Origin of the sequence: Solirubrum puertoriconensis, from assembly GCF_001483135.1 — a bacterium.
GTDB lineage: Bacteria > Bacteroidota > Bacteroidia > Cytophagales > Hymenobacteraceae > Solirubrum > Solirubrum puertoriconensis.
The window spans coordinates 749521-766905 of sequence record NZ_LNAL01000003.1 but is presented as its reverse complement, the minus strand read 5'-3'; the positions used below and the strand labels follow the sequence as shown (position 1 = coordinate 766905).

General features: G+C 57.1%; 13 protein-coding genes, 1 tRNA gene and 1 rRNA gene. 9 read left to right on the top strand and 6 right to left on the bottom strand.

Going from position 1 to position 17385, the window contains the following annotated elements; genetic code table 11:
- Both ASU33_RS03805 and ASU33_RS03800 read right to left on the bottom strand, forming a co-directional pair.
- Positions 1-712 (bottom strand): 16S ribosomal RNA (locus ASU33_RS03805); the annotation flags it as partial.
- A gap of 972 nt (positions 713-1684) precedes the next feature.
- Complete coding sequence (locus ASU33_RS03800) at positions 1685-2113, bottom strand: hypothetical protein (RefSeq protein WP_059068258.1); 429 nt, start codon at positions 2111-2113, stop codon at positions 1685-1687.
- A 528-nt stretch (positions 2114-2641) separates the two neighbouring features.
- On the opposite strand from ASU33_RS03800, the gene ASU33_RS03795 reads away from it, so the two are divergent.
- The gene (locus tag ASU33_RS03795) at positions 2642-3073 is read left to right on the top strand and encodes a hypothetical protein (RefSeq protein WP_059068257.1); all 432 of its coding nucleotides are present in this window, start codon (positions 2642-2644) and stop codon (positions 3071-3073) included.
- Positions 3074-3134: 61 nt separating this feature from the next.
- On the opposite strand, the gene ASU33_RS03790 is transcribed toward ASU33_RS03795, so the two are convergent.
- Both ASU33_RS03790 and ASU33_RS03785 read right to left on the bottom strand, forming a co-directional pair.
- Positions 3135-4367, bottom strand: coding sequence for an NADP-dependent isocitrate dehydrogenase (locus tag ASU33_RS03790; protein WP_059068255.1), 1233 nt, complete (start codon positions 4365-4367; stop codon positions 3135-3137).
- A gap of 316 nt (positions 4368-4683) precedes the next feature.
- Positions 4684-4757, bottom strand: a tRNA-Ile gene (locus tag ASU33_RS03785).
- Positions 4758-4844: 87 nt separating this feature from the next.
- Between ASU33_RS03785 and ASU33_RS03780 the strand changes: the two genes are divergently transcribed.
- From ASU33_RS03780 to ASU33_RS03765, 4 genes are all read left to right on the top strand, one after another.
- Positions 4845-5513, top strand: a complete 669-nt coding sequence (locus ASU33_RS03780) for an HAD family hydrolase (RefSeq protein ID WP_078062842.1) — start codon at positions 4845-4847, stop codon at positions 5511-5513.
- Positions 5488-6723: a site-2 protease family protein gene (locus tag ASU33_RS03775; protein ID WP_286130401.1), complete on the top strand. Its 1236-nt coding sequence runs from the start codon at positions 5488-5490 to the stop codon at positions 6721-6723. Before ASU33_RS03780 ends, ASU33_RS03775 begins: the two co-directional genes overlap by 26 nt.
- Before the next feature lie 46 nt (positions 6724-6769).
- The gene (locus ASU33_RS03770) at positions 6770-7120 is read left to right on the top strand and encodes a hypothetical protein (protein WP_059068249.1); all 351 of its coding nucleotides are present in this window, start codon (positions 6770-6772) and stop codon (positions 7118-7120) included.
- Between the two features lie 73 nt (positions 7121-7193).
- Positions 7194-7802: a hypothetical protein gene (locus ASU33_RS03765; protein WP_059068247.1), complete on the top strand. Its 609-nt coding sequence runs from the start codon at positions 7194-7196 to the stop codon at positions 7800-7802.
- A 54-nt stretch (positions 7803-7856) separates the two neighbouring features.
- Here the strand turns inward: ASU33_RS03765 and ASU33_RS03760 are convergent, their stop codons facing one another.
- Positions 7857-9044 (bottom strand): phosphoglycerate kinase, encoded by a 1188-nt coding sequence (locus ASU33_RS03760; RefSeq protein ID WP_059068245.1) that lies wholly within the window; start codon positions 9042-9044, stop codon positions 7857-7859.
- Positions 9045-9262: 218 nt separating this feature from the next.
- Here ASU33_RS03760 and ASU33_RS03755 point away from each other — a divergent pair, with 218 nt between their 5' ends.
- The 4 genes from ASU33_RS03755 (at position 9263) to ASU33_RS03740 (ending at position 15247) form a co-directional block, all read left to right on the top strand.
- Positions 9263-11968, top strand: a complete 2706-nt coding sequence (locus ASU33_RS03755) for a D-alanine--D-alanine ligase family protein (protein ID WP_059068243.1) — start codon at positions 9263-9265, stop codon at positions 11966-11968.
- 76 nt (positions 11969-12044) lie between these two features.
- Positions 12045-12830: a PASTA domain-containing protein gene (locus ASU33_RS03750; protein WP_059068241.1), complete on the top strand. Its 786-nt coding sequence runs from the start codon at positions 12045-12047 to the stop codon at positions 12828-12830.
- A gap of 131 nt (positions 12831-12961) precedes the next feature.
- Positions 12962-14863 carry a T9SS type A sorting domain-containing protein gene (locus ASU33_RS03745; RefSeq protein ID WP_078062841.1) on the top strand — a complete coding sequence of 634 codons (1902 nt, stop codon included), beginning with the start codon at positions 12962-12964 and terminating at the stop codon, positions 14861-14863.
- Positions 14864-14947: 84 nt separating this feature from the next.
- Positions 14948-15247 (top strand): rhodanese-like domain-containing protein, encoded by a 300-nt coding sequence (locus ASU33_RS03740; protein ID WP_059068237.1) that lies wholly within the window; start codon positions 14948-14950, stop codon positions 15245-15247.
- A gap of 105 nt (positions 15248-15352) precedes the next feature.
- Here ASU33_RS03740 and ASU33_RS03735 read toward each other — a convergent pair whose 3' ends face one another.
- Positions 15353-17278 (bottom strand): RecQ family ATP-dependent DNA helicase, encoded by a 1926-nt coding sequence (locus ASU33_RS03735; protein WP_059068235.1) that lies wholly within the window; start codon positions 17276-17278, stop codon positions 15353-15355.
- Between the last annotated feature and the right edge of the window lie 107 nt (positions 17279-17385).

The window sequence follows — 17385 nt, the reverse complement described above, 5'->3', positions numbered from 1 at the left end:
GCCTACGCAATCGGGGTTCTGGACGGTATCTATGCATTTCACCGCTACACCGTCCATTCCGCCAACCTCGTCTGGACTCAAGCCCCGTAGTATCCATGGCAGTTCTCTTGTTGAGCAAGAGGCTTTCACCACGGACTTGCGGGGCCGCCTACGCACCCTTTAAACCCAATAAATCCGGACAACGCTCGCACCCTCCGTATTACCGCGGCTGCTGGCACGGAGTTAGCCGGTGCTTATTCAACCGGTACCGTCGGTTTCCCCCGCAGGGGCTTTTTCTTCCCGGTCAAAAGCCGTTTACAACCCAGAAGGCCTTCATCCGGCACGCGGCATGGCTGGGTCAGGATTGCTCCCATTGCCCAATATTCCCTACTGCTGCCTCCCGTAGGAGTCTGGCCCGTATCTCAGTGCCAGTGTGGGGGATCGGCCTCTCAGCTCCCCTAGCCATCGTCGCCTTGGTGGGCCCTTACCCCGCCAACTAGCTAATGGCACGCAGGCTCATCTACACCCGAAATTCTTTAACCGCCAGCCGATGCCGGCCCGCGGTGTCATGCGGTATTAATCCACCTTTCGGCGGGCTATCCCCCAGGTGTAGGCAGATTGCCTACGCGTTACGCACCCGTGCGCCACTGACGCATTGCTGCGCCCGTTCGACTTGCATGTATTAGGCCTGCCGCTAGCGTTCATCCTGAGCCAGGATCAAACTCTCCATTGTAAAAAAACTTGCCGGCGCTGCCGAAGCAACGCCCGTGTCGAGTGCTGATCCGACTCGTCTATAACGAGCTGTGCTTTTTACGCTTGCCCGCGTTCCGCTCGAAAGCAGAACGCACTTACCTTTTTGTCTTTCCAGTCTTTCAAAGAACGTCGGCCGAAACCTGTCGTCTCGGCGTCGCGGCCACCTCTGCAGCCGTGTTGTTGCTATTGCCTATTACACTAGTAGCAACAATATGTTTTGTCCAATTAGTTCAGAGCAGCAGTTTTTATTTTCAAGTCGCCCTGGTTGTGATTGGGAGTGCAAAGGTAATAAGCTTTTTCTAATTGTCAAGCTTTGCAGAAATTTATTTTAAACTTAATTCCTGCTGCATTTTCAATTGTGGGCCTATATAGAAGAGAAGCTAGCTTCCACGCTGAACCGGCCGTCTACCTTGTTCAGGGTTGCAAAGATAATAACTCTCTCGAGACTGGAACAATTCCATAGTAATTTAATTTCACCTGGACTTTTACTCTTCGCATCTAACACCTTACTAATCCGAGCTTACGCGGAATAGTTCAACACAGCTGTCAACGATCATGTTCCCGCATATCCCAATTTCAGCACCAATAAAAGCCGCCTAGGTTATCGCCGATAGGTAAGACTAACCGCTTCCGGCCTTTTCAAAGTCCAGCCTGCTCGATTGTAAGGGTCTGTTGAGCGCTGTCGGTTATTGTACTAGGTTCTTCAAGTGAGGATGCTGGTTGAGTTTGAGCTCTTGCACAGTTCAACAACAAGGTTTGGCCTCTTCTTAATGTCGCCGGATACTTTATGATTGAGAGGCCTACCTCACTAGACCTGTCGATAGGCCCTATTATTCTGCAGCCACGCTTATTCACTTACTCTCGTCTTAGTTAAACTTTCAATAAAGTAACTGGCCAATAGTATCTATACGAAGTAGCAATCTTCCATCTATAGCATCGGCAACAGTTCTCCCTAATAGCGAGACTGAATTACAATTTGTTCCTGCAGCCACTTGTGAGCCGCCGTTTCATCGGTAAAAATTGCGTAGTCCGGAGGTAAGCTGGTATAAAATCGGGTAGTTACCTCACCTTGCCAATCAATCTGCTCGGGCGGATTTACCAGCGCTGCGTAGCGGCACTGCCCTTGCACTACCGCGCGGGGCAGCCAGTGGGTAAGTATCCAGTGCTTTTCCTCCTGACTTATGGGTTCCATATTAGTTAGGATGGCCATAGTCTTGCCCGTTCCCAAGCTGCGGATCTGACAAAGCAGTGCGTTCATAGCTTCCATAAAGGCTGTGAAAGGTCGGAAACCAGCTTTCCACCGCAGGACGGCGTAGCCTGCAGGATCCGGCCAGACCTCGGCAATGGCATTTGTGAACTTGGCTTGGTGATGAAGATTCATAGCACGTCGATAAAACTTACTCCCTAAGTGTACTTACCCGTACGTGCAATCAGGCAGAACAGAATACAGCCACCAAGGCGGCGACAGCGACGGGACAATGATTTACGCTTGTTTATACGGCTGGTTAGTGCGAATAGTCCGAAGCCCGAATAGACATATCAAGTTTCATATGGCCATCGGGACGGATCAGTTCCTGACGTTATCCGCAACTTTGTTTAGCTAGAAATCCACAGCGTTTGGCGAGTAACTCTCGGCCTTCACGCAAATCATTTTCGTTTAGCTTAGTTGTAGTTTACGTTAATGATACCAATTCACGAGTAACCTAATCCGACTGGCATCCGGGATTAGTTGTTTGGATTACTACTGCTCTGCTTATCTCTTGCCGGGTTGACACCTCCCCCGGTTATCCAGCTTGCGTCTATCCCTGCCTAGGGTAGCCAATCGCCGTTCCTTATCGTTCTCGCTGTTTAATCGCGGTGGCAAAGCCGTGGCCAACAGTACTGATTCAGCTAACCTACTCCCCTACTTATGGAACAGATCCTGCGCAACTCGCACGGGCAGGTCTACTACGCGGGCTGCTACCTGGCTTCGCAGCACGTAGTTCGCAACGCGTGGACGGGCTATCAGACCCACAGCGGTATTATTTACGCCGCCGAAACCAGCCTAGACTTGCTTGCCCGTCACCACTGCTCATTTCTCTTGAATGACAATGCTGGAGTAACAGGTACATGGAACCACGCAATGGAGTACTGTGCCCGCGACTGGGCCCCGCGAGCAGCGGCGGCCGGGCTAACTCACTTTGCCCACGTGCTGAGCCCCGAAGAAGGCGCGGCCCGCTCCGGTCAGAACCTGCTAGTTTGCCTGCAAGATTACTTCCACGTAGCGTGGTTTGACAATCCTGCCGAGGCTCTGAAATGGCTAAGCGAGCAGCAGTCGGTGCCGCCGGAGGCCGTCGCCTGAACTACAAAATGCGAAGCCCATCCGTGTACCGGATGGGCTTCGCATTTTGTAGTTCAGGCTTTTATTTGCTCAGCTTGGCTTTGAGGTTTTGGTCTAGAGCCTCCAGGAACTCCTCTGTGTAGAGGTAATCACGGCCGTGCTCTACGCGGTTGCCGTGGATGCAGACAGCCAAATCCTTGGTCATCTTGCCGCTTTCCACCGTTTCGATGCATACGGCTTCCAGGGTTTTGCAGAAGTCGATCAGTTCTTGGTTGCCGTCGAGCACCCCGCGGAACTCCAGCCCGCGTGTCCAAGCGAAGATGGAAGCAATGGGATTGGTCGAGGTAGGTTTGCCGGCCTGGTGTTCGCGGTAGTGACGGGTTACCGTGCCGTGAGCCGCTTCCGCTTCCATGGTTTTGCCGTCTGGGGTAACCAGCGTAGACGTCATCAGCCCCAGCGAGCCAAAGCCTTGAGCCACGGTGTCGCTTTGTACGTCGCCGTCGTAATTTTTGCAGGCCCAAACAAAGTTACCGTTCCACTTCAACGCGGAAGCCACCATGTCGTCGATCAGGCGGTGCTCGTAGGTGATGCCGGCGGTCCTGAATTTTTCGCGGTAATCCTGCTCGTAGATTTCTTGGAAGATATCCTTGAAGCGGCCGTCGTATTTTTTCAGAATGGTGTTCTTGGTGGACAGGTACAATGGCCAGCCTTTCATCAACGCCTGATTAAAGCAAGCGTGCGCAAAGCCGCGGATAGACTCGTCGGTATTGTACATGGCCAAAGCCACGCCATCACCCTGGAAGTTGTACACGTCGAAGGACTGGGCCTCGCTGCCGTCTTCAGGAGTAAAAGTGATGGTCAGCTTGCCTTTGCCCTTGGCTACAAAGTCCGTAGCGCGGTACTGATCGCCGAACGCATGGCGGCCGATGCAGATCGGCGCGGTCCAGTTCGGTACTAGGCGGGGTACGTTTTGCATTACAATAGGCTCGCGAAAAACAGTACCGTCGAGGATGTTGCGGATGGTGCCGTTGGGCGACTTCCACATCTGCTTGAGGTTGAATTCCCGTACCCGCTCCTCGTCTGGGGTGATGGTAGCGCATTTAATACCTACACCGTACTCGCGAATGGCATTTGCGGCATCCACGGTTACTTGGTCGTTGGTTTCGTCGCGGTGCTCGATGCCTAAGTCGTAGTATTTAATGTCCAGCTCTAGATAAGGGGTAATCAGCTTATCCTTGATGAACTTCCAGATGATGCGCGTCATTTCGTCGCCATCCAGCTCTACCACCGGGTTGGCTACTTTGATTTTGGTCATTGCTGCAGAATTTGGGTAAACAAAGCCGAACGATCCTGTGCCGAGTACGTGCTTGTGCAAGCAAATAACACCGAAGCCGGATAGCTATTCGGGGTTAAACTTATAGCCTTAGCTGTGTTCATCCTGCCCTCGTAGCAAATGATTTTGGACCAGAAGCAACTTCGATCTTGTTAAATCATTGAGAGGTAGGCGAATAAAAAATAACACTACCTAGCAGGGCATGAAAGTAAAACGGCCTACTAGAATGGAGTAATAAGATTTGGAGTAACAAAAAAAAGCGGACTGCACACATCTTGGTGTACGCAGTCCGCTTTAGTGGGCCCAGCTGGAATCGAACCAGCGACCTGCTGATTATGAGTCAGCTGCTCTAACCGATTGAGCTATAGGCCCGGCTGAAACCTGCACTGGAAAGCCAGTTAATTGGTTTCGGCGCTGCAATCTACCAATTTCGCGGCCTCATTACCAAATTTTGCTTGTATGTCTACTTATGCTCGGCGGTTGCCTAACCTCTTATTCGACTTTGGTGGGGTAATCATCAATATCGACTATAACCGCACATTGGAGGCCATGCGGGCGCTAAGTCGGGTAGGTACAACCATTGAGTTTACACAGGCGGCGCAATCGGCCTTGTTCGACGACTTAGAAACCGGCCGCATTACTCCTGATGGGTTTCGTGCAGGCCTGCGCCAGCACTACGATCTGCATCACACCACCGATGCCGAACTGGATACTGCTTGGAATGCTATGCTGCTGGATATCCCGCTTGCACGCCTCGAGTACATCCGCGAGCTAGGTCGGCAGGGCTATCAAACTGCGCTACTTTCCAATACCAACAGCATACACATTCCGGTAATCAACGAGATGTTGCGCCGCGAGCATGGCCTGCAACACGGCATTGCCGATGTGCTCGACCGCGTGTTCTACTCGCAGGAGGTAGGTATGCGCAAGCCCGGCAAAGAGATTTTCGAACACGTGTTGCAGGAGATGAATTGGCGCGCTGAGGAAACCCTTTTCGTGGAGGACAGTATCCAACACATTCGGACGGCCGAAGCATTGGGCATTCGTACTTTGTTTTTGCAGCCGCCGCTTACCCTCACCGAAGCCTTACCTGCTGCCCTCCGTGCCTTTTCCCTCCCTTCCACCTAGTGCGGGTGGCGGCCAGGTTACACCGCCCCTCAACCGCTCATCACAAGCTCCGCTACGCTGGCGGCGCTACGAGCGCCCCGCTCCTCCTTTGTGGCGCGTGGTGCTGGTGCACCTAGGGCTATTTCTTGTTACGCTCTACACCACCACAGTAGCCGGTGCCGAATGGGTTACGGCCAAGCAGCTGATAATCGAGGATAGATTTGGGGGACTACGCAGCAGTGGGTGGTGGCCTAGCGAAGCCGAGTTATTCAAGGGTTTGGCCTACTCACTGCCCTTTCTAGGCATATTAACAGTTCACGAGTTTGGGCACTATTTCGCGGCTAGGCACAACCGCATCCGCACCACCTTGCCCTACTACATACCATTTTTGAACGGCCTAATTGACATCGGTACGTTCGGCGCGGTCATTCAAATTCGCGACAAAATTTTTTCGCGCCGCGAGTTTTTCGATGTAGGCATTGCCGGGCCGCTGGCGGGCTTGGTGGTGGCTGTGGGCGTGTTGGTGTACGGCCTTACGCACCTGCCACCGTTAGAGTACTTGTTCCAAGTGCATCCCGAATACCGCTTTTACGGTGCCGACTACGCCCGCTATGTGTACAATGCCGAGTCGTTTGGCGTGAACCCTCCGCTGCTGTACCATGGCTTGGCTCAGCTGCTGGCCGACCCTACCCGCCTCCCCCATCTTAACGAGCTGATGCACTATCCCTTCCTGTTGGCGGGGGTACTGGGGCTATTCTTCACGGCGCTCAACCTACTGCCTATAGGTCAGCTCGACGGTGGCCACATTTTATACGGCTTGTTGGGCTTCAAACGCGGCAATCAATTATCGGCAGCATTGTTCCTGTGCTTTATTTTCTACGCTGGCCTAGGGCTTTTCTCGCTGAACTCCTCGCGCGAAACATGGCTGTACGGAGGCCCGGTGTACTTGCTGTACCTGTTCTTTGTGCTGCGCAGGGTACTGCCCACGCGCCGCCGTGTTTGGATGTTGGTGGCCGGGGTTCTGTCTGCTCAGCTGGCTGTATCCATCACTTTTCCAGGCATCGAAGGCAACCCTGGCTGGTTGCTGTTTGGGTTACTTCTAGGCCGGGTTACGGGCATCTACCATCCGCCTGCTACCGATGAGCGCCCCCTTTCGCCGGGCCGGCAGGTGCTCGGCTGGCTGATGCTGGTGGTGTTTGCGCTGTGCTTTTCGCCTTCGCCTTTTCGTTAAGCCCGGCAGTTGGCAACACCTAGCCGGGCGGTGCGTACGTAGGGCCATGGCAACCACCACTGCTCCCGACCGCACCACCCCCGAATACCGCTGGGCCCTGGCCGAGCGCATTGCCGGCCACATGCTTGAAGCTGGCCTGAGCCACCGCGACGTTAGCGACGCTACTACTCCTGACGACTTGGTGCAGATGGGCGCCATCGCCAAAGCCGATGCCGCCTACGTGCGCGGCCTGGAAATCGTGCCCGAAGCCGAGGCCCGCGAATTGTTTGTGCGCCACGCCCGCGGCAAAGCCACCAAAACCGACCCCGAATGCTGCGCCACCTTCAACTTTTTCCGGCAGCTGGTTTGGATTAGCCTTTATAGCCGCCCCGACGAAGAGGATGGCTTACCCGCTTAGCAACCCAATCGTATAAGCAGCTAAGCTCGGCTGTTGCCTGTGTCTTAGCACCTGCTTTTAACGGTTAATTTCTGTGTTCGAACAGCGTGCTTTTTTTACCCATCGTTCGCTTACGCTTGAGCCCGAAGGATTACGCTTCACGGAGCGTAAGCTCAACGCCTACAACGAGCTGACGATTTCATACGAAGACTTGCTCCCGCTGGGTACCGCGCGCTTTCGGTACGTGCCGGTTCGCTTCACGGTGCTGAGCGTATTTTTGGCTTTTGGGTGCGGCAAGGTATTCTACGATTACGTGCTCAGGGGCGAGCAGCCCAACAGCGCCGCTTGGCTGCTGCTGATTTTGCTTGGGCTCCTAGGTGTGCTGGTTGCTTACACGGCCAAGCAGTATCACTGGCACTTTGTGATAACCACTGGCAAAGGCAACATCAGCTTTCTTGACTTAGGCAGCTCTGGCAAGCAATTGCCAGCGGTAGTGGCACAACTGCAGGCTTATACCGTTGCCCACCTGCGGCGCAAATACTTGCGCGTAAATGCCTTTGAGCCGGCCGAAGCACAGCTCGAGCGGCTTATGTGGCTGCGCAACAACAACGTGATTAAATCCACAGAGTACGAGCGGTACGAGCAACAATTGCTCGGCCAACGCAGCCAGCTAATCGGCTCCGTTGGCTTCAGCCTGAACTAATGCAAAAGGCCCCGCAGCAAGCTGCGGGGCCTTCTTTTTTCTATTGTGTAGCTACTAACCTAGGGCAGCTACACCGGGCAGCGTTTTGCCCTCCATATACTCGAGCAGCGCGCCACCGCCCGTTGAGATGTACGACACGCGGTCGGCAAAACCCAGTTGGTTTACGGCCGCGGCCGAGTCGCCGCCACCGATGAGCGAGTAGGCGCCGTTGGCCGTAGCTTCGGCAATGGCGCGGGCTACGTATTCGGTGCCGAGCGAGAAGTTGCTCATCTCAAACACACCCATGGGGCCGTTCCACAAAATGGTTTTGGAGTTGCGGATGATGGCCGCAAACTCTTCGCGCGTGGTGGGGCCAATGTCGAGGCCCATCCAGGTGGGCGGAATGTGCGTGTTGGCTGCTACGTCTACGTTGGCATCGTTGGCAAACTTATCGGCAATGATGCTGTCGGCGGGCAGCACCAGATTTACGCCTTTCTCTTTGGCTTTCTGAATCAGGCTGAGGGCCAAGTCCATCTTGTCGCCTTCAAGCAGCGATGCGCCGATGTCGCCGCCTTGCGCTTTGGCAAAGGTGTAAGCCATGCCACCACCAATCAGCAGGTTATCTACTTTGTCGAGCATTTGCTCAATGATTTCGATCTTATCCGAAATCTTCGCGCCGCCCATGATGGCCGTGAAGGGGCGCTCGGCGTTGTTGAGCACGCGGTTAGCATTTTCTACTTCGCTGTGCAGCAAATAGCCGCCCACACGAGCCTGCGGAAACGACTCGGCCACTACCGCGGTAGAGGCGTGGCGGCGGTGCGCAGTGCCAAAGGCATCGTTCACGTACACATCGCCCAGGCTGGCTAGACGCTGGGCAAACTGAGCGTCGCCCTTCTCTTCTTCGGGGTAAAAGCGCAGGTTTTCGAGCAGCAGAATTTCGCCGGGCTGCAGCGTGCGGGCCAACTCAACGGCTTCGGCACCAATGGCATCGGGCGCAAACTTTACGGGTATGCCGTACTCCGTGCTGAGGCGGCTTACGAGGTGACGCAGCGAGTACTTTTCCTCGGGCCCGCCTTTGGGACGCCCTAGGTGCGACATGAGGATAACCGAGCCGCCATCGGCGAGGATTTTGCGGATGGTACGCGTTGCAGCCCGAATGCGCGTGTCGTCGGTAATACGGTAGTCTTTGTCGAGGGGCACGTTGAAATCGACGCGCACCAAAGCTTTTTTGCCGGCGAAGTTGTACTGATCGATGGTTTGCATAGGCAACCGATTAGGTGGGTAAACGCCGCCTTATACGCGGCGCCGCGTAGTTCGGTGTTTTTCGGCAGGGATGCAAAAAGCGCTATGTACTAATGTTGCCCTAGCAAGCGTGCTAGCCCACAAATGAGCCACAGATTTCTCTGCTGTATTAATGAGAGCTTTTCACCGACAGTCGTGTTCCTTTGCACGCTTGAATTTCCCGTAACTTTGCCTCAGCTATGAGAATTGGCATTTTCTTCGGTGGCCCGTCGCGTGAGCGGGAAATTTCCTTTGCTGGCGGCCGCACGGTTTACGATAACCTCGATAAGTCGCTGTTCCAGGCCGTACCGGTCTTCGTGGACAGCCACGGCAACTTCATTCTGCTCGATTGGCAGTACCTCTATAAAGGTACCATCCGCGACTTCTACCCGCCCGTGTCGGCCCTGCCGCAGTCGGATCTGAAGCTGCAGGTGTACCTCGAGAGCCTAGGCGAGCTGAGCATTGATGAGCAAGACCGCATCATTGCGGAGGTAGGCCGCCGCCTGCGCCCCGATGAGCTGCCCGCGCTCATGGACTTCGCGTTCTTGGCCTTGCACGGCCCCGGCGGCGAAGATGGCGCCATCCAAGGCTTGCTCGAGTGGTACGGCGTTCCGTACTCCGGCTCGGGCATTCTGCCCTCGGCTTTCGGCATTGATAAGATTGCTCAGAAAACCCTGATTCATGCATTAGGTCTGCCTTCGCCAGCGTTCCGCGTGCTTACGGCCGAGGAGTTCGATGCTGCTGACCCCGCTGCCTTGCTGGCTTACCTAGGGAAAGAGCTAGGCATGCCGCTGGTGGTGAAGGCGCCGCGCCAGGGCTCGAGCATTGGCGTGAGCATCGTGCGCGAAGCCGACCCGGCCAAGTTTGTGGCCGCCGTGGAGCGCAGCCTGTTTCGCCGCACCGTTACCCGCGAGGACTGGCAGCGCCTAGGTGCCCACGACCGCATTGCCTGGGCACAGCACCTCATCGACATCCGCGAGGGTATTGGCCTACCCGTGGTGCTCGACGATGCCGACGACCAGTTCATCTACCACCCCGAAGCGCTGCTGCGCGCCCTCGATGAGCGCCTAACGCTGCAAGACTCAGTGCGCCTCACCAACGTGCAAGGTGAACAGCAAGTGCTGATTGAAGCCTTCGTGCAAGGCCGCGAGTTTTCGTGCATTGTGGTAGAAGACGTGGACGGAACCCCGTTAGCCCTGCCCCCTACCGAAATCGTGAAAGGCACCGAGGTATTCGACTACCGCTCGAAGTACCTGCCCGGCATGGCCCGCAAGATTACGCCCATTGAGCTGCCCGAAGCCGACATTCAGCGCATCCGCGAGCAGTGCGAGCAGTTGTTCCGCACGTTCGGCTTCCAGGTGTATGCTCGCCTCGACGGCTTCATTACCGAGAGCGGCGACATTTTCCTGAACGACCCGAACACCACTTCGGGCATGCTCCCGGCTTCGTTCTTCTTCCACCAGGCAGCCGAAATCGGGCTGAACCCGTCGCAGTTCCTCACCTACATCATCCGCACCTCGCTGGCCGCACGCCGCCGCGGTGGTTTGCAGCCGGTAAAGCTGGGTAGCAAGCTGCGTGCGCTCGATCAAGCCGTGGCCAACCGCCAACACGAGCAGAAGCCCCGCACCAAAGTAGCCGTGATTATGGGCGGCTACTCGTCGGAGCGCCATATTTCGGTGGAAAGCGGCCGCAACATTTATGAGAAGCTGTCATCCTCGGCGAAGTACGAGCCGGTGCCGGTGTTCCTCACGGGTTCGTCGGCCGATTACCAGCTCTACGTGCTGCCCATCAACGTGATGTTGAAGGACAATGCCGACGACATTCGCGACAAGGTGCGCCACTACGAAGCCGGTCACGGCCAGCACCCTATTCTGGAGCGCATCCGTCAGGAGGCATCTAAAATCACGCACACCTACGCCGCGCAATCGGTAGCGGTGCCCGAAAAGCTGACGTTTGAGCAGCTGGCCGAGCGCGTTGACGAGGTGTTTATTGCCCTGCACGGCCGCCCCGGCGAAGACGGTGCCCTGCAGCAGCAGCTCGAGCGCGTAGGCCTGCCCTACAACGGCTCGGGCGTGGAGTCGAGCAGCATCACGATTAATAAGTTCGAAACGAATCGCCGCCTGCGCGAAGCTGGCCTGCGGGTAGCCGAACACCGCTTGGCCTCGCGCCTCGAGTGGGAAGCCAGCCCCGAAGCTTTCTTTAGCTCGCTGGAGGAGCAGTTTGCTTACCCCTTCATCGCTAAGCCCTCCGACGACGGCTGCTCATCGGCGGTGAAGAAGATTAAGAACCGCGCCGAGCTGGAGGCATTTGCCCGCCTGATTTTCCGCGACCAGGAAGACCTGTACGAAGACTCCGCTCGTACCCTCAACCTAGGGTTCAAAGAAGAGTTTCCGCGCAAGGAAGTGTTCTTGGTTGAAACGCTCATTTCGCGCGACGGCGCTAAGCACTTCCTCGAAATTACGGGGGGGTTGCTCACGCACCGCCGCGAGGATGGCGGCCGCGATATTGAAGTATTCGAGGCTTCGGAAGCACTGGCCACCGGCGAAGTACTGAGCCTGGAAGAGAAGTTTTTGGCCGGCGAAGGGCAAAACATTACGCCTGCTCGTTATGCTGCTGATGCAGCCGAGCGCCAGCGCATTTCGGACGAAGTAAAGAAGGAGCTGCGCCGCGTAGCCGAGGTGCTCAACATCGAAGGTTATGCTCGCATTGATGCCTTTGTGCGGGTGCGCGACAACGCAGACGTAGAGGTACTAATTATCGAGGTAAACTCGTTGCCGGGTATGACGCCTGCCACGTGCATCTTCCACCAAACTGCGCTGGCTGGTTACACACCCTACGACTTCATTGACCAGATTCTGGAGTACGGCAAAACCCGTGTGGGTGCCCTTCACGCTCCAGTTGCCTAAACCTACCTAGGACTGCTTACCCTCAACATCATTCAACACGGCGGGCGCGGCTAACGCACCCCAACCACCAACCCGAATGTCGTTTCTGAAATCCGATACTTGGTTCGATCTGCTGAAGCACCTGCTGGTGATTGTGGGCGTGTCGTTCCTGCTGCTGTTCCTGTTTTTCTTTGTTTACCTGCCCGTTACTACCAACCACGGCGAGACGATTGCGGTACCCAAAGTAACCGGCATGCAGATGGCTGATTTGGACAATTACCTCGACGACCGCGACTTGGCCTATTTCGTCGACGACAGCACCTATCGGCCCGACATCCGGCCCGGTACCGTGCTAACGCAAGATCCTAAGCCGGGCGAAAAGGTGAAGGAAGGTCGGAAGATCTACATTCAGGTGGCCATGAAAAACCCGCCCGTCATCAAAATGCCCAAGCTGACGGAAGGTTCGCAGAAAAACGCGCAAATGATCCTGAGCAGCTACGGCCTGGCGGTGGGTACGCTCACCTTCGTGCCCGACCTGCGCCAGAACGCCGTGCTGAAGCAAATGGTAAACGGGAAGGAAATCGAACCCGGTGCTCCCATCGCCAAAGGCACCCGCGTTGACCTAGTAGTTGGTGACGGCTTGGGCAACCAAGAGTTTCCGGTGCCCAACGTAGTGGGCATGCCCGCCGACGAGGCCGCTACGCTGCTGGCCGGCCAAGGCCTGGTGCCCGGCGAAACCTTTTACCAAGAGCCCGAAGAAGGCCAGCAGGAAGGCACCGTGGTTAAGCAGCGCCCCGAGGCTACGCCGAACGCGACCATTCGCTCCGGTCAGCTCGTCGACCTATGGGTAGCGGGTAAGGAGCCGATTAAAGCTGTGCAATAACAGCCTAGCGTTGTAACGAAAGCCACCCGGCCTGCCGGGTGGCTTTTTTGTTGCCAGCTATCTAGGCATTCGGGCCGGCTGCATAATCTTTTCCGCCGCTGGCACGTTTGCGGTGCGTAACTTACCCGCTTATGACTTATCGGCTACGTTTACCAGTTGTCGTTTCTGCTTTACTGCTGGCGTTTGGCATGCGCCCAGCCGCAGTACTGGCGCAGCAAGCAGGCGTGCTTCCGTTGCCGGCCGACCCGGCCCGCGCCGCTCAGCACAAAGCTCCTACCGCGCGGCGCGGCAACGTGCTGCTTACGCTCCCCTTTTTCGAAGACTTTGCCGGCCAGCGCGAAGGTGCACCTAACCCCGACCGTTGGGAGCCCACAGGCGGTGTGCTGGTTAACGAGCGGTTTTCGCAGGCGCCACCTTCGCGGGGCATTGCCACCTTCGATGGGCTCAATACCAAAGGTCGCTCGTACGGCACCACGTCGTCGTTCAGCTTTACCGATACGCTCACCTCGCACCCCATCGACCTGAGCGGCCTGCGCGCCTCCGACCGCACCTACCTCAGCTTCTTCTGGCAAGCGGGCAGCATTGTAGGGGCGCCCTCGGCCCAATCGAGTACGCGGCCGGTTTTTCTGCAGCTCGAGTTTCTCGACAACAATGAGAACTGGGTAGTGGTGTGGCGCAAGCCGAGCCAAGGTCTGCGCACCGATTTTACGCAGCGCTTTATCGCCGTAAACGAGGCGCGTTTTCTGCACGCCAACTTTCGATTCAGGTTCCGCAGCTCGGGCAACCAATTCGGCACCCGCGACACCTGGAACCTGGATTACCTTGTGCTCGACCGCAACCGCGACACCACTAACGTGTCGTACGCCGATGTGGTGCTGAGTCGCCCGTTGTCGTCGCTACTGGAGCGCTACACCTCCATGCCGGTGTGGCAGTACAACGCGGCTGCTAACCCCGCACAAGAGCTCAACGACAGCACCTTCACGACCTTCAACAACCTCGATGCCGGCGCGGTACCTCCTACCCCATTTTCCTGGACGGGCGTAGTGCGCTTGCTGCCCACGGGCACGCAAAATCAGTTCCTGACGGGTGGTACCACCCTAGGTCCGGGCACCCGGCAGTTTTACATCGGCGGGCCGGTGGGCAATAACCCCGTTCCCATCACCTCCGATCCTAAGCGCATCGAGCACAGCATCTACATTTCGCTGCTGAATAGCCCTGCCAACCCGCGCACCGCCCCCAACGATACGGTGCGCCGCATCACCGAGCTCAACGACTACTTCGCCTACGACGACGGCTCGGCCGAAGGTACCACGCTGCTGCGCCAAAGCGAAGCGCGGGCTACCTCGCGGGCCCTGCGTTTTGCCGTGAACAGGCCTGACCAGCTGCGCAGCGTACGTTTTTACTTTGCTGGGGCCACAGCGGCGCCCGGTACGGCAATACCAACCAATGTTACGCTCACCTTCGCCGTGTGGGATGCCTCTGGGCCCAACGGTTTGCCCGCTGAGCAGCCTCGGGTAACTAAATCAGTAACGCTGAAAACCGATGCTGCGCAAGGCGGCATGCAGGAGGTGGTATTCGATCAGCCGGTGCCGGTAAGCGGTAACTTCTACGTGGGCTACATTCAGCCCGCCACCAACCTGTTCATCCAGTTCGGCGCCGACCTGAACAGCCGTCAGCCGCGCAACGCTTTCTACGACAACGAGACCGGCGTGTGGGTGGTGTTTTCAAACCGCGATGTGGTGCCCATGCTGCGGCCCGTAATGATGGGTACTGTAACCAGCACGCGCCCGCCCAAAATGGACGCCAGCTTGCAGGTGTACCCCAACCCCAGCCACGGCACGGTGCAGGTGGCAGGCCGTTACGCCCGCGCTACCTTGGTTGATGCCCTAGGTCGGGAGGTGTGGCAGCAGCCGGCCAGCGAGGCCGGCCAAGCCCAGCTAAACCTTCGGGCCGTAACTGCCGGCGTATACCTGCTGCGCCTCACCCTACCCGACGGTAGCCTGAGCACACACCGCTTGGTACTGCAGCCGTAAGGCGCAGCTTCGCCGGATATTCCTTTTTTTAGCGGCGCGGCACCGCCTAGGTGCCGGCCCAACTTTCCACCCCATCCAACCCACATGAACGACATCACCCCCACCGAACTAAAAGAGCGTCAGCAGCAAAACCAAGCTCCGGTTATCATCGACGTGCGCGAGCCGTGGGAACACGAGGAAACCCGCATCAACGGCAGCCAGAACATTCCGCTGGGTGAGCTGCCCGTTAAATTGGAGGAGCTCGAAGGCCTGAAAACCCAAGAGGTAGTGGTGCATTGCAAAGGCGGCGGCCGCTCGGCTACTGCCAAAGCCCTGATGCAGCAGCACGGCTTCCAAAACGTGCGCAATCTCCTAGGTGGCATCACCGCTTACAACGCGCAGTAATCTGGCCTAGACCAATGTAGCGCGGGCTGAAGCTCGCGCTACATTTATGCCCAACCAGCCCCTGCAGATGCAGGTACTCTTGCACCAACCAAACCTCTCCAGCACCTAGGCGGCTACTAGTTGGCCGGCATCGGTGTAGCGCAGCACGCCGGTATCAACCAGGTCGCGCAGCAACGAGGTTAGCGCATCGGCTTGGTTAGGCTGAAAGCCGGCCAACAGCTCGCGCGGGGTGCGCGGCGCCGTGCGCAGCTGGGTTAGCACTTGCTCGCGCAAATCGGCAGCTACCGCAGGCTTTTGCTGCCGGCGCTTTTCGGCAAGGCAATGGTCACAGATTCGACAGGGCTTGCTATCCAGCTCGCCGAAGTACCCCAGCAACATCTGCTGGCGGCAGCGCGTACCGTTGGCGTAGCTGATAACAGCTTCGGTTTTCTGTAGGTCCCGTTCGCGCGCGGTTTCCAACGCTTTCGCATCGAGCGGCATTTTAGCTGCATCGTGGCGTGAAGTGGTAAACAGTGCCTGCGGCGACTCGTGTCGCGGTTGATACTGCACTATGCCCGATTTGTGCAGGTACTCCAAGGTTTTGCGGACATCTACGGTGCTCCAGCGAAGTTGCTGCGATAACGCCCCCTCTGAAATGTTCTGGAACGAACTGAACACCTCGCCCCCATACAAGCGCAAAATGGCTTTGATGAGCTGATCGTGACGCTCGTTGGCTACCTGAAAGCGGTATAAATCGCGCACATCCAGCGGTATGTGCACCTTAGCGGGGCTGAAAACTGCCTCGTTCAACTGCACCAAGCCGGCCTTTTCGAGCACACGCATGGCGTTGTGCGCATCAATAGGCTTCAAGCGGTAGGTGCTGGCAAATTGCTGCAGATCAAAATCAAACGCCACCAACTCGCCCCCGCCTACGGCCGTGCCAGAGTAGTTGGCCAGCGCTTGGTACACCCGCCGTACTACATCAATTGCCGGGTGACTGAGCGCTACGCGCCGACGCATTTCGTGGGCGTCGTTGGGTGCCCACAATAGCACCGCAAAAGCGTACAGTTCGTCGCGGCCGGCGCGGCCAGCTTCTTGGTAATAAGCTTCGAGCGAATCGGGTGCATCGAGGTGTACCACGCAGCGCACATCGGGCTTGTCGATGCCCATGCCGAAAGCGTTGGTGGCTACCACAATGCGCGTTTTGTCGTTCGTCCAGTCTTGCTGCACGCGGGTGCGCTGGTCGGCAGCCAAGCCGGCGTGGTAAGCAGCAGCGCTCAAGCCATTTTGCTGCAGCCAAGCGGCGGCTTGTTCGGTTTGCTTGCGGGTACGGGCGTACACCACCGCCGTTTTGTTGGGCCCCACGCCGCGGAGCACTTGCAGCAGGCGCTGCAGCTTATCCTCGGTTTCGAGCACCGAGTACGAGAGATTGGGCCGCTGAAAGCTGCGCTGAAAGGTTTGCTCCGTCGGGCCGAAGTTCAGCTTCTGTCGGATATCCCGGCGCACCTCTTCCGTGGCGGTGGCCGTGAGGGCCAGCACCGGCACGCCCGGCAGCAGCTCACGCAAGGCGCTGATTTGCAAGTAAGGCGGGCGGAAATCGTAGCCCCATTGTGACAAGCAGTGCGCTTCGTCCACGGCAATCAGCTGCACCTTCATCTTACCCACACGTGCCCGAAACATATCCGTTAGCAACCGCTCGGGCGATACGTATAGGAATTTAACAGGCCCGTACACGCAGTTGTCGAGCGTCTGGTCGATGTCGCGGTGGCTCATGCCGGCGTACACCGCCTCGGCTTTGATGCCGCGCTTACGCAGGTTTTCTACCTGATCCTTCATCAGCGCGATAAGCGGCGAAATGACTAAGCAGAGTCCATCTTTGGCAAGCGTGGGCACCTGAAAGCAAATGCTTTTGCCGCCGCCAGTGGGCAGCAACGCCAGCGTATCCTGTCCGGCCAGTACCGAGCGGATGATTTCTTCCTGCCCTGGCCTGAAAGCCTTGTGGCCCCAGTGTTGACGCAGTACGGAAAGAATATCGTCGGTGGGTGCAGGCACGGCAAAGGTGTTTGTCGGACTACGAAGTTACGCAGGAAACACAAGCCCGTGGACGGTTCCCCTCGCTGTCATTGCGAGCCAAGCGAAGCAATCGGTCCTGAGCAGGG

Bases quoted from the DNA above. Each gene is read 5' to 3' on its own strand.
- ASU33_RS03800 (WP_059068258.1), bottom strand. From the start codon at position 2,113: ATGAATCTTCATCACCAAGCCAAGTTCACAAATGCCATTGCCGAGGTC.
- ASU33_RS03795 (WP_059068257.1), top strand. From the start codon at position 2,642: ATGGAACAGATCCTGCGCAACTCGCACGGGCAGGTCTACTACGCGGGC.
- ASU33_RS03790 (WP_059068255.1), bottom strand. From the start codon at position 4,367: ATGACCAAAATCAAAGTAGCCAACCCGGTGGTAGAGCTGGATGGCGAC.
- ASU33_RS03780 (WP_078062842.1), top strand. From the start codon at position 4,845: ATGTCTACTTATGCTCGGCGGTTGCCTAACCTCTTATTCGACTTTGGT.
- ASU33_RS03770 (WP_059068249.1), top strand. From the start codon at position 6,770: ATGGCAACCACCACTGCTCCCGACCGCACCACCCCCGAATACCGCTGG.
- ASU33_RS03760 (WP_059068245.1), bottom strand. From the start codon at position 9,044: ATGCAAACCATCGATCAGTACAACTTCGCCGGCAAAAAAGCTTTGGTG.
- ASU33_RS03755 (WP_059068243.1), top strand. From the start codon at position 9,263: ATGAGAATTGGCATTTTCTTCGGTGGCCCGTCGCGTGAGCGGGAAATT.
- ASU33_RS03750 (WP_059068241.1), top strand. From the start codon at position 12,045: ATGTCGTTTCTGAAATCCGATACTTGGTTCGATCTGCTGAAGCACCTG.
- ASU33_RS03745 (WP_078062841.1), top strand. From the start codon at position 12,962: ATGACTTATCGGCTACGTTTACCAGTTGTCGTTTCTGCTTTACTGCTG.
- ASU33_RS03740 (WP_059068237.1), top strand. From the start codon at position 14,948: ATGAACGACATCACCCCCACCGAACTAAAAGAGCGTCAGCAGCAAAAC.